The sequence below is a fragment of the Shigella sp. SIG3 genome (assembly GCF_053555855.1).
The window spans coordinates 1-22,257 of record NZ_JBQZXE010000009.1 but is presented as its reverse complement, the minus strand read 5'-3'; the positions used below and the strand labels follow the sequence as shown (position 1 = coordinate 22,257).

17 protein-coding genes and 2 pseudogenes are annotated in these 22,257 nt (G+C 51.5%); 9 read left to right on the top strand and 10 right to left on the bottom strand.

Annotation, left to right across the window (positions count from 1 at the left end; translation table 11 throughout):
- Nucleotides 1-320 precede the first annotated feature (320 nt).
- From ACUU1I_RS03625 to ACUU1I_RS03595, 7 genes and pseudogenes are all read left to right on the top strand, one after another.
- Nucleotides 321-428 carry a hypothetical protein gene (locus tag ACUU1I_RS03625; RefSeq protein ID WP_001305582.1) on the top strand — a complete coding sequence of 36 codons (108 nt, stop codon included), beginning with the start codon at nt 321-323 and terminating at the stop codon, nt 426-428.
- Nucleotides 429-633: 205 nt separating this feature from the next.
- Complete coding sequence (gene gltA / locus ACUU1I_RS03620) at nt 634-1,917, top strand: citrate synthase (protein ID WP_000785836.1); 1,284 nt, start codon at nt 634-636, stop codon at nt 1,915-1,917.
- A 390-nt stretch (nt 1,918-2,307) separates the two neighbouring features.
- The gene (locus ACUU1I_RS03615) at nt 2,308-2,874 is read left to right on the top strand and encodes a fimbrial protein (protein WP_000472416.1); all 567 of its coding nucleotides are present in this window, start codon (nt 2,308-2,310) and stop codon (nt 2,872-2,874) included.
- Nucleotides 2,875-2,924: 50 nt separating this feature from the next.
- Nucleotides 2,925-5,384 (top strand): fimbria/pilus outer membrane usher protein, encoded by a 2,460-nt coding sequence (locus tag ACUU1I_RS03610; RefSeq protein WP_167701209.1) that lies wholly within the window; start codon nt 2,925-2,927, stop codon nt 5,382-5,384.
- Between the two features lie 14 nt (nt 5,385-5,398).
- Nucleotides 5,399-6,130: a fimbrial biogenesis chaperone gene (locus tag ACUU1I_RS03605; protein ID WP_000143529.1), complete on the top strand. Its 732-nt coding sequence runs from the start codon at nt 5,399-5,401 to the stop codon at nt 6,128-6,130.
- A pseudogene (locus ACUU1I_RS03600) lies at nt 6,127-7,189 on the top strand (fimbrial protein). Before ACUU1I_RS03605 ends, ACUU1I_RS03600 begins: the two are co-directional and overlap by 4 nt.
- Nucleotides 7,190-7,340: 151 nt before the next feature.
- The gene (locus ACUU1I_RS03595) at nt 7,341-8,387 is read left to right on the top strand and encodes an AbrB family transcriptional regulator (RefSeq protein ID WP_001297246.1); all 1,047 of its coding nucleotides are present in this window, start codon (nt 7,341-7,343) and stop codon (nt 8,385-8,387) included.
- On the opposite strand, the gene nei is transcribed toward ACUU1I_RS03595, so the two are convergent.
- The 5 genes from nei to ybgI are packed head-to-tail and all read right to left on the bottom strand — an operon-like array spanning nt 8,384 to nt 12,283.
- Nucleotides 8,384-9,175: an endonuclease VIII gene (gene nei / locus ACUU1I_RS03590; RefSeq protein WP_001114016.1), complete on the bottom strand. Its 792-nt coding sequence runs from the start codon at nt 9,173-9,175 to the stop codon at nt 8,384-8,386. The genes ACUU1I_RS03595 and nei overlap by 4 nt on opposite strands.
- 35 nt (nt 9,176-9,210) lie before the next feature.
- Complete coding sequence (gene pxpA, locus ACUU1I_RS03585) at nt 9,211-9,945, bottom strand: 5-oxoprolinase subunit PxpA (protein WP_000687141.1); 735 nt, start codon at nt 9,943-9,945, stop codon at nt 9,211-9,213.
- Nucleotides 9,935-10,867: a 5-oxoprolinase subunit PxpC gene (gene pxpC, locus ACUU1I_RS03580; RefSeq protein WP_000912720.1), complete on the bottom strand. Its 933-nt coding sequence runs from the start codon at nt 10,865-10,867 to the stop codon at nt 9,935-9,937. The genes pxpA and pxpC overlap by 11 nt, the downstream gene beginning before the upstream one ends.
- Complete coding sequence (gene pxpB, locus ACUU1I_RS03575; protein ID WP_001188349.1) at nt 10,861-11,517, bottom strand: 5-oxoprolinase subunit PxpB; 657 nt, start codon at nt 11,515-11,517, stop codon at nt 10,861-10,863. The genes pxpC and pxpB overlap by 7 nt, the downstream gene beginning before the upstream one ends.
- 22 nt (nt 11,518-11,539) lie before the next feature.
- A complete protein-coding gene (gene ybgI / locus ACUU1I_RS03570) occupies nt 11,540-12,283 on the bottom strand; it encodes a radiation resistance protein YbgI (protein WP_000798874.1) in 744 nt (247 codons plus the stop codon).
- A gap of 270 nt (nt 12,284-12,553) precedes the next feature.
- Between ybgI and dtpD the strand changes: the two genes are divergently transcribed.
- A complete protein-coding gene (gene dtpD / locus ACUU1I_RS03565; protein WP_001032706.1) occupies nt 12,554-14,035 on the top strand; it encodes a dipeptide permease DtpD in 1,482 nt (493 codons plus the stop codon).
- A gap of 149 nt (nt 14,036-14,184) precedes the next feature.
- Here the strand turns inward: dtpD and phrB are convergent, their stop codons facing one another.
- Both phrB and ACUU1I_RS03555 read right to left on the bottom strand, forming a co-directional pair.
- Complete coding sequence (gene phrB / locus ACUU1I_RS03560) at nt 14,185-15,603, bottom strand: deoxyribodipyrimidine photo-lyase (protein WP_000207083.1); 1,419 nt, start codon at nt 15,601-15,603, stop codon at nt 14,185-14,187.
- Complete coding sequence (locus tag ACUU1I_RS03555; RefSeq protein WP_001053303.1) at nt 15,600-16,109, bottom strand: YbgA family protein; 510 nt, start codon at nt 16,107-16,109, stop codon at nt 15,600-15,602. The genes phrB and ACUU1I_RS03555 overlap by 4 nt, the downstream gene beginning before the upstream one ends.
- A gap of 128 nt (nt 16,110-16,237) precedes the next feature.
- On the opposite strand from ACUU1I_RS03555, the gene ACUU1I_RS03550 reads away from it, so the two are divergent.
- The gene (locus ACUU1I_RS03550; protein WP_000807560.1) at nt 16,238-16,555 is read left to right on the top strand and encodes a SymE family type I addiction module toxin; all 318 of its coding nucleotides are present in this window, start codon (nt 16,238-16,240) and stop codon (nt 16,553-16,555) included.
- 54 nt (nt 16,556-16,609) lie between these two features.
- Here ACUU1I_RS03550 and ACUU1I_RS03545 read toward each other — a convergent pair whose 3' ends face one another.
- From ACUU1I_RS03545 to ACUU1I_RS03535, 3 genes and pseudogenes are all read right to left on the bottom strand, one after another.
- On the bottom strand, nt 16,610-16,990 hold the full coding sequence (locus ACUU1I_RS03545; RefSeq protein WP_050544116.1) for a hypothetical protein: 381 nt from the start codon (nt 16,988-16,990) through the stop codon (nt 16,610-16,612).
- Between the two features lie 2 nt (nt 16,991-16,992).
- A complete protein-coding gene (locus tag ACUU1I_RS03540) occupies nt 16,993-21,657 on the bottom strand; it encodes an RHS repeat-associated core domain-containing protein (protein ID WP_000390561.1) in 4,665 nt (1,554 codons plus the stop codon).
- A gap of 18 nt (nt 21,658-21,675) precedes the next feature.
- Nucleotides 21,676-21,882 (bottom strand): annotated as a pseudogene (locus ACUU1I_RS03535) (DcrB-related protein); the annotation flags it as partial.
- Nucleotides 21,883-22,257 lie beyond the last annotated feature (375 nt).

Below are 22,257 nucleotides of genomic sequence, written 5' to 3'. Positions count from 1 at the left end.
ACGTCGGGATTTCCTTCCTCCGGTCTGCTTGCGGGTCAGACAGCGTCCTTTCCATAACTGCGCGTCATGCAAAACACTGCTTCCAGATGCGAAAACGACACGTTACAACGCTGGGTGGCTCGGGATTGCAGGGTGTTCCGGAGACCTGGCGGCAGTATAGGCTGTTCACAAAATCATTACAATTAACCTACATATAGTTTGTCGGGTTTTATCCTGAACAGTGATCCAGGTCACGATAACAACATTTATTTAATTTTTAATCATCTAATTTGACAATCATTCAACAAAGTTGTTACAAACATTACCAGGAAAAGCATATAATGCGTAAAAGTTATGAAGTCGGTATTTCACCTAAGATTAACTTATGTAACAGTGTGGAAGTATTGACCAATTCATTCGGGACAGTTATTAGTGGTAGACAAGTTTAATAATTCGGATTGCTAAGTACTTGATTCGCCATTTATTCGTCATCAATGGATTCTTTACCTGCAAGCGCCCAGAGCTCTGTACCCAGGTTTTCCCCTCTTTCACAGAGCGGCGAGCCAAATAACAAACGGGTAAAGCCAGGTTGATGTGCGAAGGCAAATTTAAGTTCCGGCAGTCTTACGCAATAAGGCGCTAAGGAGACCTTAAATGGCTGATACAAAAGCAAAACTCACCCTCAACGGGGACACAGCTGTTGAACTGGATGTGCTGAAAGGCACGCTGGGTCAAGATGTTATTGATATCCGTACTCTCGGTTCAAAAGGTGTGTTCACCTTTGACCCAGGCTTCACTTCAACCGCATCCTGCGAATCTAAAATTACTTTTATTGATGGTGATGAAGGTATTTTGCTGCACCGCGGTTTCCCGATCGATCAGCTGGCGACCGATTCTAACTACCTAGAAGTTTGTTACATCCTGCTGAATGGTGAAAAACCGACTCAGGAACAGTATGACGAATTTAAAACTACGGTGACCCGTCATACCATGATCCACGAGCAGATTACCCGTCTGTTCCACGCTTTCCGTCGCGACTCACATCCAATGGCAGTCATGTGTGGTATTACCGGCGCGCTGGCGGCGTTCTATCACGACTCGCTGGATGTTAACAATCCTCGTCATCGTGAAATTGCCGCGTTCCGCCTGCTGTCGAAAATGCCGACCATGGCCGCGATGTGTTACAAGTATTCCATTGGTCAGCCATTTGTTTATCCGCGCAACGATCTCTCCTATGCCGGTAACTTCCTGAATATGATGTTCTCCACGCCGTGCGAACCGTATGAAGTTAATCCGATTCTGGAACGTGCTATGGACCGTATTCTGATCCTGCACGCTGACCATGAACAGAACGCCTCTACCTCCACCGTGCGTACCGCTGGCTCTTCGGGTGCGAACCCGTTTGCCTGTATCGCAGCAGGTATTGCTTCACTGTGGGGACCTGCGCACGGTGGTGCTAACGAAGCGGCGCTGAAAATGCTGGAAGAAATTAGCTCCGTTAAACACATTCCGGAATTTGTTCGTCGTGCGAAAGATAAAAATGATTCTTTCCGCCTGATGGGCTTCGGTCACCGCGTGTACAAAAATTACGACCCGCGCGCCACCGTAATGCGTGAAACCTGCCATGAAGTTCTGAAAGAGCTGGGCACCAAAGATGACCTGCTGGAAGTGGCTATGGAGCTGGAAAACATCGCGCTGAACGACCCGTACTTTATCGAGAAGAAACTGTACCCGAACGTCGATTTCTACTCTGGTATCATCCTGAAAGCGATGGGTATTCCGTCTTCCATGTTCACCGTCATTTTCGCAATGGCACGTACCGTTGGCTGGATCGCCCACTGGAGCGAAATGCACAGTTACGGTATGAAGATTGCCCGTCCGCGTCAGCTGTATACAGGATATGAAAAACGCGACTTTAAAAGCGATATCAAGCGTTAATGGTTGATTGCTAAGTTGTAAATATTTTAACCCGCCGTTCAAATGGCGGGTTAATTTTTATATGCCTAAACACAAAAAATTGTAAAAATAAAATCCACTATCGGACATTCATATATTCTAAAAAAAAATATATCGGTATAAATTATAAACAAATCGATGATTTTTAATCATCTATCTTCCTCTCAGTTACATGAATAAACCACCAAATATAGCGCACCCCTATAATTTCCAATACTTTATTCATCAAACATTTAATTCATACCATCAATTAATTACTTTTACATTTAATAAAATTAATAATATTTTTAAGAAAAACTAAAAACATTCGACAATCAAATAAGATATTCTTGCACCGATATACTTTTTTCTTTTCTGTTAAAGGACTCAGTTATGTTTAAAGGACAAAAAACATTGGCCGCACTGGCCGTATCTCTGCTGTTCACAGCACCTGTTTATGCGGCTGATGAAGGATCCGGTGAAATTCACTTTAAAGGTGAAGTTATTGAAGCACCGTGTGAAATACATCAGGATGATATTGATAAAGAGGTTGAACTCGGTCAGGTGACCACCAGCCACATTAATCAGTCACATCACAGCGATGCCGTTGCTGTCGACCTGCTCTTAGTCAACTGTGATCTGGAAAACTCCAGCAACGGTTCCGGTGGCAAGATTTCTAAAGTTGCAGTCACCTTTGATAGCTCAGCGAAAACCACCGGCGCAGATCCGATTCTCAACAACACCAGCACGGGTGAAGCCACCTGCGTCGGCGTACGTTTAATGAATAAAGATCAAAGCAATATCGTTTTAGGCACCGCTACTCCAGATATCGACCTGGCTCCGACCTCCAGCGAACAAACGCTGAATTTCTTTGCCTGGATGGAACAAATTGATCAGGCTACACCTGTAACGCCAGGCGCAGTTACGGCGAATGCAACCTACGTGCTGGATTATAAATAAGTATTACTTTGGCGGCGCTATCGCCGCCTTTCATAAAATATTTATCAGGTATGGACACCGTGAATATTTATCGACTCTCTTTTGTATCCTGCCTGGTCGTGGCGATGCCTTGCGCATTGGCGCTCGAATTCAATCTGAATGTTCTCGATAAATCAATGCGCGACCGCATTGATATTTCATTATTAAAGGAAAAAGGAGTCATTGCTCCCGGTGAGTATTTTGTTAGCGTTGCGGTAAATAATAACCAAATCAGTAACGAGCAAAAGATTAACTGGCACAAAAATGACGATAAAACCATTCCGTGCATCAATGATTTACTGGTCGATAAATTTGGCTTAAAACCTGAAGTCCGTCAGTCATTACCATTGATAAATCAGTGCGTCGATTTTAGCTCCCGACCTGAAATGCTCTTCAATTTCGATCAAGCCAATCAGCAACTGAATATTAGTATTCCGCAAGCCTGGCTGGCGTGGTACTCAGAAAACTGGACCCCACCCTCCACATGGAAAGAAGGTGTCGCCGGTGTCCTGATGGATTACAACTTGTTTGCCAGCAGCTACCGCCCACAGGATGGCAGCAGCAGCACTAATCTTAACGCCTATGGAACAGCCGGAATCAACACGGGGGCATGGCGCTTACGCAGTGATTATCAGTTGAATCATACTGATAGCGATGATAACCATGAACAGTCAGGCGAAATATCACGTACCTATCTTTTTCGCCCGTTACCGCAATTAGGTTCAAAATTAACCCTCGGCGAAACGGATTTTAGTTCCAATATTTTCGACGGTTTTTCTTATACCGGCGCGGCACTGGCAAGTGACGATCGAATGTTGCCATGGGAACTACGCGGCTACGCCCCACAAATTAGCGGTATTGCACAGACCAATGCCACGGTGACGATCAGTCAATCAGGCCGCGTCATTTACCAGAAAAAAGTCCCACCAGGCCCATTTATCATTGACGACCTTAATCAGTCTGTTCAGGGCACACTGGATGTCAAAGTGACGGAAGAAGATGGTCGGGTGAACAATTTCCAGGTTTCAGCAGCATCGACGCCCTTCCTGACTCGTCAGGGACAGGTTCGCTATAAACTGGCCGCGGGTCAGCCACGGCCCTCCATGTCACATCAAACTGAAAATGAAACCTTTTTTAGCAATGAAGTTTCCTGGGGGATGCTGTCAAACACCTCGCTGTACAGCGGCCTGCTGCTTTCTGGTGATGACTACCATTCTGCCGCAATGGGTATTGGGCAAAATATGCTGTGGCTTGGTGCGCTGTCGTTTGATGTCACGTGGGCCAGTAGCCATTTTGATACTCAGCAGGACGAGCGGGGCTTAAGCTACCGTTTTAATTACAGCAAACAAGTGGATGCCACTAACAGCACGATTTCCCTCGCCGCTTATCGTTTCTCCGATCGTCATTTTCACAGCTACGCCAACTATCTGGATCACAAATACAACGACAGCGATGCGCAGGACGAAAAACAGACGATCAGCTTATCTGTGGGCCAACCGATTACCCCACTAAACCTCAATCTTTACGCCAACCTGCTACATCAAACCTGGTGGAATGCAGACGCCTCCACGACCGCCAACATCACGGCAGGTTTTAATGTTGATATTGGTGACTGGAGAGATATCTCTATTTCTACGTCATTCAATACAACCCATTACGAAGATAAAGATCGCGACAACCAGATTTACCTGTCGATTTCGCTCCCCTTCGGTAACGGTGGTCAGGTTGGCTATGACATGCAAAACAGTAGCCACAGCACCACACACCGCATGTCGTGGAACGATACGCTGGATGAACGTAATAGCTGGGGCATGTCTGCCGGACTGCAATCCGACCGTCCTGACAATGGAGCCCAGGTGAGCGGTAACTATCAGCACCTGAGTTCAGCGGGTGAGTGGGATATTTCTGGTACCTATGCCGCCAATGATTACAGTTCCGTCAGCAGCAGCTGGAGCGGTTCTTTCACCGCAACCCAATATGGTGCAGCGTTTCATCGCCGCAGCTCCACCAATGAACCACGCCTGATGGTCAGCACCGATGGCGTGGCAGATATTCCGGTTCAGGGCAATCTCGACTACACCAACCATTTTGGCATTGCGGTGGTGCCGTTGATTTCCAGTTACCAGCCTTCCACCGTGGCGGTGAACATGAATGACTTACCCGACGGCGTAACAGTTGCAGAAAACGTTATCAAAGAAACGTGGATTGAAGGCGCGATAGGTTACAAATCACTGGCTTCCCGTTCCGGTAAAGACGTTAACGTCATCATTCGCAACGCCAGCGGTCAGTTTCCTCCCCTCGGAGCGGATATCCGCCAGGATGACAGCGGCATTAGCGTGGGGATGGTTGGCGAGGAAGGACATGCCTGGTTAAGCGGAGTCGCTGAAAATCAAAAGTTTACCGTGGTCTGGGGTGATAGCCAGCATTGCTCGCTCCATCTTCCTGAACATATGGAAGACACCGCAAATCGCCTGATTTTACCTTGTCATTAATTAAGGAAATGAAAATGACATTTATGAAAGGACTACCCCTTTTGTTGTTGGTTGCCAGTCTGTGCAGCCACGCTGCACTACAACCCGATCGCACTCGTATTGTGTTTAACGCTAATGATAAAGCTACCAGTCTGCGGGTGGATAATCGTAGCGATAAACTCCCCTACCTCGCTTATTCCTGGCTCGAAAATGAAAAAGGGGAGAAAAGCGATGATCTTCTGGTCGCCCTGCCGCCGATACAACGTCTGGAACCGAAAGCAACAACGCAGGTACGGATAGTAAAGCAAGCCTCGACCACAAAATTACCGGGCGATCGCGAAACGCTATTTTTCTACAATATGCGTGAAATTCCTCCCGCCCCGGAAAAAAACAGCGACCATGCCGTTCTGCAAGTCGCCATTCAGAGTCGTATCAAGGTGTTCTGGCGACCGGCTGCATTACGCAAGAAAGCAGGAGAAAAGGTCGAACTGCAGTTACAGGTCAGCCAGCAGGGCAACCAACTGACACTGAAAAATCCTACCGCGTATTATCTGACCATTGCCTACCTGGGACGAAATGAAAAAGGCGTTCTCCCCGGCTTCAAAACCGTGATGGTTGCGCCTTTTAGTACGGTCAACACAAACACCGGAAATTATAGCGGCAGCCAGTTTTATCTCGGTTATATGGATGATTACGGCGCGTTACGCATGACGACGCTCAACTGCAGCGGACAATGCCATTTACAAGCCGTGGAGGCGAAGAAATGAGTGCTGGCAAGGGAGTGTTGCTCGTCATCTGTCTGTTATTTCTGCCGTTGAAGTCTGCGCTTGCCCTGAACTGCTACTTTGGTTCATCCGGTGGCTCGGTAGAAAAATCAGAAGCGATTCAACCTTTTGCTGTACCAGGCAATGCCAAACTCGGCGATAAGATCTGGGAATCTGACGATATTAAAATTCCCGTCTATTGTGACAACAATACCAACGGCAACTTTGAAAGCGAACATGTCTACGCATGGGTAAACCCCTACCCGGGGGTGCAGGATCGTTATTATCAACTCGGAGTAACTTACAATGGCGTTGATTATGACGCCAACCAGGGAAAAAGCCGCATCGACACTAACCAGTGTATCGACAGTAAGAACATTGACATTTATACCCTTGAGCAGATCATCGCGATGGGATGGCAGAACAAAATTTGCTCGGGTGATCCCGCTAATATTCACATGTCGCGTACCTTTCTCGCTCGCATGCGGTTATACGTCAAAATACGAGAAATGCCGCCGCATGATTATCAAAGTACGCTTAGCGACTATATCGTCGTGCAATTTGACGGTGCCGGTAGCGTTAACGAAGACCCTACTGCCCAAAACCTGAAATATCATATTACTGGTCTGGAAAACATTCGCGTGCTGGATTGCAGCGTCAATTTTTCCATTTCACCGGAAACACAGGTGATTGATTTTGGTAAATTTAATTTGCTGGATATTCGTCGCCACACAATGTCGAAAACATTCAGTATTAAGACGACAAAATCACAAAATGACCAATGCACCGACGGATTTAAAGTCAGTTCCTCCTTTTATACCGAAGAAACGTTGGTTGAAGAAGATAAAGCATTGTTGATTGGTAATGGTCTGAAGCTACGTTTGCTGGATGAAAACGCCTCGCCTTATACCTTCAATAAATATGCTGAATACGCCGATTTCACCAGCGACATGTTGGTCTACGAAAAAACCTATACAGCTGAACTTTCGTCCATTGCAGGTACCCCCATCGAGGCTGGGGCCCTTCGATACAGTGGTGCTTTTTAAAATTAACTATAACTGATTTGCCATGATGCCCTTTGCAGCCGGAAAGGGCATCTCTTTCAGAAAATTGCTGATTTTCCCCTTTTCCTTGATTGCTGTTATTTTTTCCTAGCCCGGCTTTCTTTATGCTGTATCGATACACCAAAGAGAAAATAATGAGGGAGCGAAGGATGCCAGTTTTGCAGTGGGGAATGTTATGTGTGCTATCACTTCTCCTTTCTATTGGTTTCCTCGCGGTACATCTCCCGGCGGCGCTATTACTTGGGCCGATGATCGCCGGGATCATCTTCAGTATGCGCGGAATTACTCTGCAACTTCCCCGCTCCGCTTTTCTCGCCGCGCAGGCCATTCTTGGCTGCATGATTGCGCAAAACCTCACTGGTTCGATTCTCACCACGCTGGCCGCCAACTGGCCGATCGTGCTTGCTATTTTACTGGTGACGCTGCTTTCCAGCGCCATCGTGGGTTGGTTATTGGTGCGCTATAGCTCACTGCCTGGAAATACCGGTGCCTGGGGTTCTTCTCCAGGCGGCGCAGCGGCAATGGTCGCTATGGCGCAAGATTACGGCGCAGATATTCGCCTGGTGGCGTTTATGCAATATCTGCGAGTGCTGTTCGTCGCGGGTGCCGCTGTTCTGGTCACCCGCATGATGCTGGGTGATAACGCTGAAGCGGTTAACCAGCAAATCGTCTGGTTCCCGCCAGTGAGCATTAATCTCCTGCTTACGATTTTGCTCGCAGTCGTTGCCGGTACGGCGGGATGCATGCTGCGTCTTCCTTCCGGCACGATGCTCATCCCGATGCTGGCGGGCGCAGTGCTCCAGTCTGGTCAGCTCATCACCATCGAACTACCGGAATGGCTGCTGGCGATGGCGTATATGGCAATTGGCTGGCGGATTGGTCTTGGTTTCGATAAACAAATCTTACTGCGGGCACTACGCCCGCTACCGCAAATCCTGCTGTCGATTTTTGCTCTGCTGGCTATTTGTGCAGGTATGGCGTGGGGACTGACCCGGTTTATGCATATTGATTTTATGACTGCCTACCTCGCCACCAGTCCCGGCGGGCTTGATACCGTGGCGGTCATCGCCGCAGGGAGCAATGCCGATATGGCGCTTATTATGGCGATGCAAACCCTGCGCCTGTTCAGTATTTTGCTGACAGGGCCAGCCATTGCGCGGTTTATTTCAACCTATGCGCCGAAGCGGTCGGCCTAGTGCTGGCAGCCTGGACACCAGTAAAACGGGCGCGAGGACAACGTGGTTTTCTCAATGATGCCGCCACAGCGTTCGCACAGTTCGCCATCACGATGAAAAACCTTAAAGCGAAACAGCGCCCCATGATGCTTATTCTCATCCACCTGCCCCCGCGTAGCGTAAGAAAACCGAGGAATCTCCAGTAACGCGTGTGCGAGTGCATCCAGTTGCGCCGCATTGAGATCTTTCGCTTTATGATTTCCAGTCAACCCAACCTGCCAGAGGATCTCCACCCGCAAATAATTGCCAAGCCCAGCCAGAAACGCCTGATCGAGCAGTAATCCTGCAAACTGACGGTTACGAAAGCGCGGCGACAATAACCGTTCCTTTACCACCTCCGGCGTCAGATTCGGATCCAGCACATCGGGACCAACGCGTTGTAAAAACGGATGCGTGGTCAGTTGTTCCGGCCTCAACATCTCAATATCCGAGGCGCTATAAAGCAGAATGGTTTTGTCAGCCGTTTGCAGTTTTACCCGCAATACTCGCGTGGTCTGCGGCTCTTCGCCGGTATCAACCACGCGCCAGACGCCGTAAAGCTGATTATGGCTGTAGAGCGTTAAACCGTTGGGAAAATGAGTTAACAACGCCTTACCACGCGTTTCCACATGGGTAACGTGTTGACCGATAAGTTGTGATTGATAAGTTTTTAACTGCGGGAAGGCAAACCAGACATCAGTTAGTGGTTTGCCTTTGATCGCCGCCTCCAGGTTATCCGCTGCACGGCGGATCTCCGGGCCTTCAGGCATGGTGATATCCTTTTTTCATTCTTTATTAAGCGGGGTTATGCTGCGACAACAATCCCCTTTTTGGCAAATGTAGCTCGTAATCGGCGGGCGAACGCCAGAGCGTGCTCGCCGTCGCCATGCAGGCAGACCGTTTGCGCCGCGACCGTTGCCCATTCGCCGGTGATACTTTTGACTCTGCCGTGTTGCACCATCTCCAGCGTTTGCGCCAACGCCTGTTCTTCGTTTTCAATCAACGCGCCTGGCTGACTTCGCGGCACCAGCGAGCCGTCAGCCTGATAACCGCGATCGGCAAACACTTCCTCGCGCGTTGTCAGGCCATATTGCTTGCCTGCACGAATCAGCTCGCTTCCTGCCAGCCCAACGAGAACCAATGCCGGATCGCAAGCGTATACCGCTCTGGCGATGGCGTCTGCCAGTTGTGCTTCTTTCGCCGCCTGGTTGTACAACATGCCGTGCGGTTTGACATGACGCATTACGCCGCCTTGCGCACGGGCAATCGTTGCCAGCGCGCCAATTTGATACAGCGTCTGGGCGTAAACGGTTTCCGGCGGCAGCTGCATGGCGCTGCGACCAAAATTTTCCCTGTCGGGAAAACTCGGGTGAGCGCCAATCGCGACACCATTTTTTATTGCTTCACGCACGCAAGCCTGCATGGTTTGCGCATCGCCTGCATGAAATCCACAAGCAATATTGGCAGAGGAAACCAGCGTTAATAGCTCTGCGTCGCTGGCGCAGCCTTCGCCCAGATCGGCGTTCAGGTCAATTTTCATTGTGCAGCCGCCACGCTAATTGTTCAAAATAACGTTGCTGATCTTGCCGCGCTTTCAGTGCCTCTTCCAGTGAACACTGGACAAAATGAATCGGCTGACCGAGCGGAATTTGCGCCAGATGGTACATATCAGCCTCAATGATACAGGCAATACGTGGATAACCACCGGTGGTCTGTGCGTCGTTCATCAACACAATCGGCTGCCCGTTATGCGGCACCTGCACCACGCCCGGTAACAAACCGTGAGATAACAGTTCGCGATCGGTGATGCGTTTTAAAATTTGCCCCTGTAAACGATAGCCCATTCGGTTACTTTGCGAGCTAAGCTGCCAGGGCGAACGCCAGAATGCATCCTGCGAGGCGCGATCGAACTCATGATATTCCGGCCCCGGCAAGGCGCGAATGCGGTTGCCCCACAGCAGCTGTTTAACGCCCTGCGCTTCCATAAAATCACGCTTCGATTTGCCAATCGGGAGTCGGTCACCATCCTTCAGTAAACGGCCTTCCAGCCCGCCAATCCCCACTTTGAGATCGGTGCTGCATGACCCCATTACCGGCGGAACATCAATACCACCCGCGACCGCCAGATAACTGCGCATCCCGTGCTGCGGGCGTTTAAGCGTTAAACGCTGGCCTGCTTTCATCGGCAATCGCCAGCCGGTCCAGACGGCGTTATCATCCAACCGCGCTTCGCAACCTGCACCCGTCAGGGCAAACCACCCATCAGTTTCGAACTCAACTGTTAACTGACCGAGCGTGATCTCCAGCGCGGGGGCATTGGCGTCATTACCCACCAGCAGGTTAGCAATGCGCAGCGCAGGCATATCCAGTGCGCCACAGTGGCTGATACCCGACTGGCGAAAACCGTGACGACCGCCATCCTGCACAGTGGTGTACATGCCCGCACGAATAATCTTCAGCATATTCCCTCCTTCTGCGGTACAAATCGCACGCTGTCTCCCGGACGTAATAAGATGGGTTCGTCACGCGCCGGATCAAACAGGCTGAGTGAGGTATGACCAATCAACTGCCAGCCACCCGGCGTTGCCAGCGGATAAACACCAGTCTGCGGCCCGCCGATCCCGACAGAACCTGCCGGAACGAGCAAGCGCGGTTCAGCGCGCCGTGGCGTGTGTTGTTGTTCCGGCAAACTCCCGAGATACGGGAAGCCCGGTTGAAAACCTAAAAACCAGACCACGTATTCCACGGAGGAGTGCAATTCAACAACCTGTTTTTCGCTCAACCCGCAATACGCCGCGACCACCGCCAAATCCGGTCCGCCTGCACCACCGTAAACCACCGGAATTTCAATAAAGCGAGACTCAGGTTCCAGGGCCTCGCTCTCCTCCCACCAGCGTTGCAAACGCTCTATGGCATCCAGCGCCAGCGACTCAGGATTACGCAAAATCACCGTGATATTGTTCATGCCGGGAATGGCTTCAACCACATTCGGCATATCCACCAGACGCTGCGCCAGTCGCCAGATCCGCTTCTGGCTAGCCAGCGTCACCGGCGGTTCCAGTTCCAGCACTACCGCCGTTTCACCTATCAGATAACAACGCGCTCGTTGCACTTTCGATCCCTCTGATTATTCGTTATGCAGGATTAGGAATATCAATAAAGGTCACATCAAGATCGGTATTTTCATTCAGCCACTCGCTCAATGCGCGAATACCACCGCGTTCAGTGGCATGGTGACCTGCAGCATAAAAATGCAATCCCTGCTCGCGGGCTGAATGAATGGTCTGTTCAGAAACTTCGCCAGTAATAAAAGCATCCACGCCAAAACGCGCGGCGCTATCGATAAAACTTTGCCCGCCGCCCGTGCACCAGGCGACGCGCTGGACCACCTCAGGTCCGGTATCGCCACACCATAACGGCTTACGTCCCAGACGCGCTTCAATCCAGGAGGCTAGTTCCATTCCCGGCACAGGCATGGTCAGCTCTCCCCACGGCACCAACGGCTCAATTTCGCCCATGACCGTGATCCCCAGTAACGCCGCCAGCTGTGCGTTATTGCCCAGCTCAGGATGTGCGTCAAGCGGCAAATGCCAGCCATACAGGTTGATATCATTCGCCAGCAACGTTTTTAAACGGTTACGCTTCATTCCGCGAATGACCGGAGACTCTCCTTTCCAGAAGTAGCCATGATGCACAATGACCGCATCCGCGCCCAGACGCACTGCCTCATCGAGCAAAGCCTGGCTGGCGGTGACACCGGTAACAATTTTTTGCACCGTCTCTTTGCCTTCCACCTGCAAACCATTCGGCGCGTAATCACTAATCGCCGCGCTGTTCAGTTTTTCGTTAATCAGTTGTTCCAGTTCGGTGTTTTTCATCTTCGCGCCTTCCGTATTCTGATAGCTACACCGTTAACATAGCGTTACCTCGCCTGTTCGTCGATAGCCAATCTTTTGACATATTAAGAAACAAACCCGACGCCAAAAGACGCAAATTGTTTATATCATCACGCTTCAGCTAATGTATATTTATGCAATCAGACAGCATATTGCATAAATAATCAGTTCTGTATCAAAGTTTTAACTTTAAGGAAACACAAGCACGCCGCGCAACTATTACGTGACGTTGCCGTCAATTGTGGAATTATTATGAATAAACACGCATCACAACCGCGCGCTATTTACTATGTCGTTGCGCTGCAAATCTGGGAATATTTTAGCTTTTACGGCATGCGTGCCCTGCTGATTCTCTATCTCACCAATCAACTAAAATACAACGATACTCACGCCTACGAGTTATTTAGCGCCTACTGTTCGCTGGTGTATGTCACGCCAATCCTCGGTGGCTTTTTGGCGGATAAAGTTCTCGGCAATCGCATGGCGGTGATGCTGGGGGCGTTGTTGATGGCGATCGGTCATGTGGTGCTGGGTGCCAGTGAGATCCATCCGTCATTCCTCTATCTGTCCCTGGCGATTATCGTCTGCGGCTATGGCCTGTTTAAATCTAACGTAAGCTGTCTGCTCGGCGAGCTGTATGAGCCAACCGATCCGCGTCGTGATGGCGGTTTCTCGCTGATGTATGCGGCGGGTAACGTGGGGTCTATTATCGCACCTATCGCCTGTGGTTACGCCCAGGAAGAGTACAGCTGGGCGATGGGCTTTGGCCTGGCGGCGGTTGGCATGATCGCGGGTCTGGTCATTTTCTTATGTGGCAATCGTCATTTCACTCATACCCGCGGCGTTAACAAAAAAGTACTGCGTGCGACAAACTTTCTCCTGCCGAACTGGGGATGGCTGCTGGTTCTGCTGGTGGCAACGCCTGCACTGATTACCGTGCTGTTCTGGAAAGAGTGGTCGGTATACGCCTTAATTGTCGCGACTATTATTGGCCTGGGTGTACTGGCAAAAATTTATCGCAAAGCAGAAAACCAGAAACAGCGGAAGGAGCTGGGGCTGATTGTGACGCTCACCTTATTCAGTATGTTGTTCTGGGCCTTCGCACAACAGGGCGGTAGCTCGATTAGCCTTTATATCGACCGCTTCGTTAACCGCGATATGTTTGGTTATACCGTTCCGACCGCGATGTTCCAGTCGATTAATGCCTTCGCAGTTATGCTGTGCGGTGTGTTCCTGGCGTGGGTGGTTAAAGAAAGCGTCGCAGGTAATCGTACCGTGCGCATCTGGGGAAAATTTGCTCTTGGCCTTGGCCTGATGAGCGCCGGATTCTGCATTCTGACCTTAAGCGCCCGCTGGTCCGCAATGTATGGTCACTCTTCTCTGCCACTGATGGTGTTAGGCCTCGCGGTGATGGGCTTTGCGGAACTGTTTATCGACCCGGTTGCCATGTCGCAAATTACGCGCATTGAAATTCCGGGCGTGACCGGCGTATTAACCGGCATCTACATGCTGCTTTCTGGCGCGATCGCGAACTATCTGGCGGGCGTGATTGCCGATCAGACATCGCAGGCTTCGTTTGATGCTTCCGGGGCGATCAACTACTCCATCAATGCATATATTGAAGTATTTGATCAAATTACCTGGGGCGCACTGGCGTGTGTAGGACTGGTACTGATGATTTGGCTGTATCAGGCGCTGAAATTCAGAAACCGCGCGCTGGCGCTGGAGTCATAATAGGCCAGCACCGATGCCTGATGCGACGCTTGACGCGTCTTATCAGGCCTACGTATTTCCTGCAATTTATTGAATTTGCACAAATTTGTAGGCTGGATTAGGCGTTCACGCCGCATCCGGCATCTGGGCTCGATTGCCTGACGCGTCTGTTATTTCCCCTTCCGCGCCGTCTCATACGCTGCCAACGTTTGTACTCTCGCCTCTTTGTGCTCGACTATCGGTTGCGGATAATCCAGCTTCACACCTGCTTTCTGCGCCCACTTCCACGGCTCATGCACCGCTTTCCCTGGTACATCGCGCAGCTCCGGTAACCATCGACGAATAAACTCGCCCTCACGGTCAAATTTCTCGCCCTGAGTTATAGGATTGAAAATACGAAAATACGGCGCAGCATCAGTACCCGTAGAAGCCGCCCACTGCCAGCCACCGTTATTAGCTGCCAAATCACCATCAATCAGCTGCGACATAAAATATCGCTCGCCTTCGCGCCAGTCGATCAACAAATCTTTCACCAGAAAACTGGCTGTAATCATCCGTAGCCGGTTATGCATCCAGCCAGTGCTGTTAAGCTGACGCATAGCGGCATCAATAATCGGGTATCCCGTTTTGCCTTTCTGCCAGGCCTGTAAATGTGCGGGATTGCTTTGCCACTGCACACGATCCGTCCAGGCAATAAATGGACGATGTTTACACAACGAGGGGTAATACGTCATCAGATGACGGTAGAACTCGCGCCAGATCAGCTCACTAAGCCAGACACTACCGGCCCCACCGTCCAGCGCCTGCGGCTGTTCCGCCAACAAGCGATGCAAACACTGGCGAGGCGATAACCCGCCCGTTGCCAAGCTGGCGGACAAACGGCTGGTGCCTTCCACTGCCGGAAAATCTCGTTGTTGCTCATACTCTCCAGCACCGTTCTCGCAAAACTGGCGTAATTGCGCAATCGCCGCTTTTTCTTCCACCGGGAAATGCGCAGTATCGAAAGACTGACGAGGATAATTCAGCGTAATGGATGGCGCGGGCTTTATCGATCCGCTACTACGAACTTTTGGTGCAGCGACGCACTCCGGCATCCCTTCCCGCAGCCGTTTCAGCCAGGCATTCTTAAAAGGCGTAAAGACTTTGTACATCTCGTGATTGCCGGTCATCACCGCCCCCGGCGGCAGGATCACGCTGTCATCAAATCCTTCACACACCACGTTACGCAGCGCTCTTTCAACGTCCACATCCCGCGCTCGCTCATTCACCTCATACTGATAGTTATAAAAAAGATGAGTAACGCTGTTTTCCGCGCACACCTGTTTAACTATTTCGACACTGGCGACAAAGTCATCCACTTCACGGAACAATAAAGGAATACCTTTTTCCGCCAGCGCGATTTGTAGCCCATTCAGTTGAGCATTGATAAGTTCAGCCTGACGCGGCGACATGTTATGCGTCTCCCACTGGCGTGGTGTAGCGATATACAGCGCCAGCACGCGTGCAGACGAATTGCGGCAGGCGGCAGCCAGTGCGAGATTATCGTGCAGACGTAAATCCTGGCGAAACCAGGCCAGATGGGTAGTCATAAAACTCCTGAATGGCGCAAGTTAATCACACGCGGCCAAAGTTCGAAATAACGCTGCCCTGAAAGCCAGGCGTCAGGATAAAGCGCCATATAGTGTTTGATACGCATCAGCGGCGCAAGAAGTGGTTGCTCGCCACGGCGATAACTGTCGATAAGCGCAGCCAGCTGCTGGCGTTCTGTGGAATCAATATGCGGGCGAAAATAACCCTGAACGTGCATCAAAACGTTGGTGTGATCGCGCGGGTTGGCGGGATGAGAAAGCAAAACAATTACGCGTTGGCGGTACTGGTTGTAAAAATCATCCAGATTTTGCCACTGATGAATATCAGCCACAAACGGGCCAAGTTTGCGGTACTCGGGCTGAGAATGGGCCAGAAAGACGAGTTTATAGCGGCTGTGATAATCGAGAAGCGCCCCGCGCGTTAAGCCATGTTCTTTCAGTCGATGTAACTCATGAAGGGCGAAGATACGGATTAGGGTGCTGTCATCAAATCGTTGTAGATTCATTACTGCTCCTGAACGGTATACAGGAGTAAGTGTAGACGTTGGTAAATGATGTTTGTGAAGTTAATCCGCTAGCAGGGCAAGATTACGAAAGCGCGCTCCCCGCAAGCAACTAATCAAGGTAGTTAATCATGGCTGAACACGATATTACGCCAGAAGTCACCATTTCCAAAACACAGCGCCGCTATAAAGTCGGCTATGTCAGAGCCCGCCACCAGGACCGCAAAACCGGTATAGCCCGGTATTATAGCCTGCACCTTAAGGGCGACTGGCTGAAAGAGGCCGGATTTGATACCGGACGGGGTGTCACGGTGAAGATTTCGGAGGGGGGCCTGACCATCATCGCTGACAGTGACGAGGTGCAGGAACTGCGGGAGGAACTTTATCAGGTTAAACAGGTAGTTAAGGGGATGCGGGATGGGATGTTTAGTGTGCTGAACGAAAGTTAAATATTAAAAAAGCTGGGAAGATTTAAAACCTTCCTAGCTTTTTATTCTGTCTTATTATAATGTATACTCATCATCTTCCGATGAATTTATAAATTGCTCCAAGTTTACATGAAGAGTACTTAACCTAGTTTTTAACTCATTAAGTGAAGCGATAATTTCATATTTTCCAACATAATCATATGATGGATCGTATTCATTATCTATGTCAGAAGCTAAAAATGATGATATTCGTAGTTTAAATTTAGCTTCATCTTTATTACATTCATTGGCATAAGGTGAATGCCCTATCATAGCATATTCCTCTAATCTAAAAGGATAAGATGGTTTTAATTCATCGATCAATGAAATTTCAATCCATGTTCTATATCCAGGCATTAATGGACTAATTTCTTTGAGCAAAACCTTTCCACTTAATAATGTATTGAGATTGTTCATTATTATGTCTCCCTCGGGAAAAATATATGTCTAACACTTCCACCATGTTGATGAACTTGTAAATGTGGTAAATCACCATCAGGATTTCCTGGTCCATGACCTGACACTCTATATGGAGGTTTTGTTACAGAAGGATCTTTTATATCATCCCAATGATATGAACCTGCTTTTGTTTTATTTCCAGTAAGATATTCCATTAAGTTCTTAGTGCTGGGGCCTGACTCACCTGTCATATTTTTATAATTATGACCTAAATATCTATCCATAAACAATTGTTCAGCGTCACTTCTAGACCTAACAGTAACTTTGGTTTCACTACTATCTAATAAACGATTCGCTTTTTGGTTACTAACAGCACATGGAGTTAATCCAAGTGGATCAGCATATTTTAGAGGATTAGGTGCATAACTGTAGAGATTTAAACCGCCTCTCAACCCTATCGGGTCAGTTACCATGAACCGCCCGACATCCGGATCATAGTACCTGTGCAGATTGTAGTGCAGCCCCGTTTCCCTGTCGAGGTACTGTCCCTGGTAGCGCAGGTTCTGCTCCACCCCGCCGTGGTCCTTCTCCTGTATCGTGTTACCCCAGACCTGATACCCCGTCTCCCACACGATTTTCCCGTCGCTGTCCGTCATCTCTTCCGGCGCGCCGTTCACATCCGTGTGAAAATACAGTATCCGGTTCGGGCCCTCTTTGCCCGCCTTATCCACCCGCGCCAGCGGTTCATAACTCCCCTGGTCCCTGTAGATGTACAGGCTGCCTGTTCCCTCCGGCCTGCTCTCCTGCGCCAGCCGCATTCCGTCCCATAAAAATTTTGTCCGGTTGTACGGCTTACCGTCAGGGCTGATGTGCTGTTTTTCCGTCCGCCTCCCCAGTGCATCGTACACATACCGGTATGTCCCCCGCGCTGTCGTCACTTCCACCATCCGGTGTTCCGCATCATAACGGTAACTCTGCGTTCCGCTCCGGCCCTCCTTTTCCACCGCACGGCCAAATTCGTCATAACGGTAGTGCACACCACGGTAAGACATCAGCCGGTTGAACGGCACCACGCTGTTTTCTGCCGTGGCCCTTTCCCCCGCGCGCCTCCCCAGCAGGTTTCCCGCCGCGTCGTACTGCCAGCTCGCCAGATACCCCTCATCCTCCGAACGACACGCCGTGATGCTCCCCGTGGGGTCGTAGAAGTAATCCGTTTCCCCCCGCCGGCTGTGCCGCGTCTTCAGCAGTTCATCCTCGCCACTGTAGCTGTACTGCCGGTCCGTGAACGTCTCCGGTACCACCCCGCGCATCCCGCTGTATGTCTCCCTGCGCTTCAGCCGCCCGCCGGGGTCGTAAAGCTGCCGCGTGCTCAGTCGCCCCTGGCTTCTGAGCACTTCACGGTGCAGGTGGTCGCGCGTGAACTCGCTGATGACCTCCCGGTCCAGATTTATCTGCTGGAGATGGCCGCTGCCGTAGTACAGATGGCGCTGCGTTCTGCCGTCCGGAAAGGTGGTGGCAGTCCGGTTGCCCAGTTCATCGTACTGGTGGGTCAGGATGCCCTGCGCCGTCTCCTCGCTCAGCATCCGCCCCAGTCTGTCGTAGCTGAAGCGGATAACTTCCGGCGCGTCAGTTTCGTGCCGCTGGCGACGGATTTCCAGTAGCTGGTCTGCCGCATCATGGACGTATTCCGTACGGCCATCGGCTGTCTCTTTTGCCGTGAGCCGGCCCGCCGCATCACGCGCCAGCCGGTGGCGGATTTCACCGCCCCGGTCCCCGGTGAACACCACTTCCGTGACCGCGTTCAGCGCGTTGTAGCGGTACGACTGGCGGCAGCCGTCCGGGTTTATCTGCTCCGCCAGACGGTCCAGCACATCATGGCGGAACCAGTAGCGTTCTCCGTTCTCGTTCGTGAGCGTGACCAGACGCCCGTAAGCGTCGTACCCGAATGCCGTCCTGCGCCCCATCGCGTCCGTCCGGCTGCGCACCCGGCCCTGCCCGTCCCGCTGCCAGCGCGTTATCCTCCCCATCGGGCTGGTGTACTTTACCAGCCTGCCCGCCGCGTCTGACTGGTAATTCACCGTGCGGCCGTCCGCCAGTATCACCTCCGTCAGATGACCGCTGTCGTCATACCCGTAGCGCGTGCTGTGGCTCTGCGCATCCGTCATTCTGATAAGCCTCGTGCGTTCGTCGTAGAACCACGCCGTCTGCGAGCCGGAACAGTCCGTGTGCCGCATGAGCTGCCCGTCTTCATTCCACTGGAGGTATTTATTCCCCCCGCGCGCATCTGTTATCTGCACCACCTGGCCGTGGTGGTCATACTGATACCGGGTGTTCTGCTGCAGCGGGTCGGTCACGGCAAGAAGGTTGCCGCGTTCATCGTACACACAGCGCCAGGTGTTTCCCGCCGCGTCCACCTCCGTTTCCGGCTGGTGCCACACCGGGTGCCACTGCGCCTGCTCCACCCGCCCCAGCGGGTCGTGCGTCTCCGTGATATGCCCCTGCAGGTCATACACATAGCGCCATTTGCCGCCCTGAGGGTCGGTCATCCCCAGCAACAGTCGTTCTTCGTCGCTCCAGCGGAATGTCGTCACCTGTCCGGCTTCGTCCTGGTACGCCGTCACCTGATTCTGCGCATCCCACTGGTGATAACGTGTGCGCCCCAGTCCGTCCGTCACGCACAGCCTGCGCTGCGCCAGGTCCCACGCCAGCCGGTACTGTTCACCGCTGTCCGTGTGGTGCCCCGTCACCCGCCATGCCGCGTCATCCGGACCTTCATACCAGCCCCACTGGTAATAATACCCTTCGCCGCCCGGCTGGCGGTGCAGCGTCATGCAGTGGTTTTCGTCGTAAGCAAACTCACGCAGCAGGTGCCCCGTGCTGTCGTACACGCCGTTCAGGTGGCCGGCCTCGTCATAGCTGTAACGACGCAGCAGTAAAGGTGCAGTCTCAGGGAAATGCTGATAAATCTGTGTCACCCGCCGGGGATGCGCCGCCAGTTCGTAATACAGACGGATGCACGGACGCTGCTGTTCGCCGCTGATTTCCACAATGCGGCCCCGGTCGTCGTAGTACAGATTCAGACAGTTGCTGTTACGGTCGCCCAGCATTTTCAGCCGCTGGCGCTGCGGGTGGTGCGGGTCAGCCTCAAACAGAAAACACTGCCCGTCATCGCTGCTGATAAGCCAGTGCCCCTGCTCACCACGCCTTACCGCCAGCCCTTCACCGGGGCTGTAAAACCCGCCCCCCGGCAGTACGGCTTCCATATCCAGGCGTCGCCCCATGCCCGACACAAAGGTCATGCAGTTTTCGTCTGCGCTACCCGGTGTGCACACGAGGCTGACTTCATACATTACACTCCAGCCCTGACCAAACATTCCTTCCGTACGTTCGTCACGACTGCTGTACACGCGCTGCCAGTCCAGCGGAAAGTGGCCCGGCAGACTGAAATCGAAGTCATCGTCATCGGCCAGGTATTTGGCCCCGGTGGCGGCATTGACCGGATGCGGAAGGGCACTGGTGGCCTTCTGCGTCAGCATGCTCATCCCGACACTGGCAGCAAAACAGGCGATTTTAGAAAGCATTTTGCCCGGGCGAAGAAACATCAGCGCCACGGTTGCCACCAGGGTTATCTGCGACCTGCCGCTTCTGATATCCCTGACCACCAGTAACGGACCGCCAATGCGCACATCCGGTGACACAAACGCCCCGTTCCCCGGCTCATTCACCACCCTGGCCTCGCAGGTACAGCGTGCCCCGCTGCGTGTCGCCGGCTGGCTGTTGATACGCACATCCCGCGCGCCTTCCGCGATATATTCCGCTGCGGGCGGCTCGTCATCGCCTTTGAACAGATTACTGATGCTGCCAATAACCGCATTCACTCCCTGAAAGGCGGTTTCCAGCATACCGCCCGGATTCAGCAGGTTAAGGGCCGTTCCCAGGGGGTCATCCAGAAAGGCGGCTTTTTTTTGTGCGAGAAACTGCGTCAGTGAGGAAGGATGTTTATGGCAGTCGATTTTATCGTCAGGGGTCGGGGTGGAGCCCGGGGCCGCACTGGCCACAGTGGGCTGCCATAGTTCCGACACAAAATGTGTCACGCCATCCACCATTTCAGAACGCCCTTCTTCCGTACTGAGCTGGTCGTGCAGAGCCCGGGACATCAGCACAGGCCCTGTCACCGGGTTAACCGCCAGGGCTATGGCCCCCGCCATTTCCAGATATTCCCCGGCCACATCCCGGAACGTTCTGGCATCCTCCTGACGCTGCGCTTCTTCCTGTTCTGCCTTCGCCTGCGCTTCCTGCGCCTCTATGTCCTGCCGCGATGCCGCAGTCGCCGCTGCCCGCGCGGCAGGTTTGCTGTTGATCCATGTGTCACCAGAGCCGGTGAGGATGTAACCTTCAATCTGAGGCGGGAAAAGCATATTTGCGAGGGCTGAACAGGCTTCGCTGACCTTTTCTGTCACGCCGGTGTACACCATCGCCACACCCGCCACAAAACCGGTCAGCACGACGGCCGTGCCCCCCATCGTGATCCCCACTGACGTCGCCAGTAACGAGGTTGTGCCGACAATGAGGGCATCAATAACGACATTTGCAGCCACCTCCAGCACCGCCCCCAGCACATCTGCCATAAACGACGTATGCAGCAGGGCATCCCCCTGTCTTGCCGCCCAGAATGCCTCTTCCATGTCCCGTTCCCTGTATGATTAATTCGTCCTGACTTCCTGCCGCATCCTGAAGCGCAGATTCTTTTTAATTTCAGCCCAGCGCGTCATATCTGCCGGGGTCAGCGGTGTGGTTCTGGCGTAGGTGAAGGCCATCATGACCCGCTCACCCGGCAATACAAATGCCACCTGACACTGGTACACCTGCTCGTTACCCCGGAGAAACTGGCTCTGTATTTCCAAACCGCCTCGTTGAGATAATATTCCGTCATAATGTAAATAGTCCGTTTTAATAAAGGAATTATTTATTGACAGGTTCTGTTTTTTTAATCATGAATGTAATACCCATCACCGCTTTACAGCACACTTTATCTTTCCAGCCATAATCACTAATAATATTAAGCAATTAGCAATATTTACAACGACCAGAGCGGATACATAGTTATGTATTTAACAATCCCAATATATTCACTATGCAAATAAAACCACTAGTAACAGACACGCTACCGCCTCCATATAAAAATGGACACCTTATAAAATTGTATCTTGCATAGAAAAAGCTGAAATATCGGATGCGTTTTAATTATCAACTATAAATCTATAAGCTTTTTATTAACAACAAAA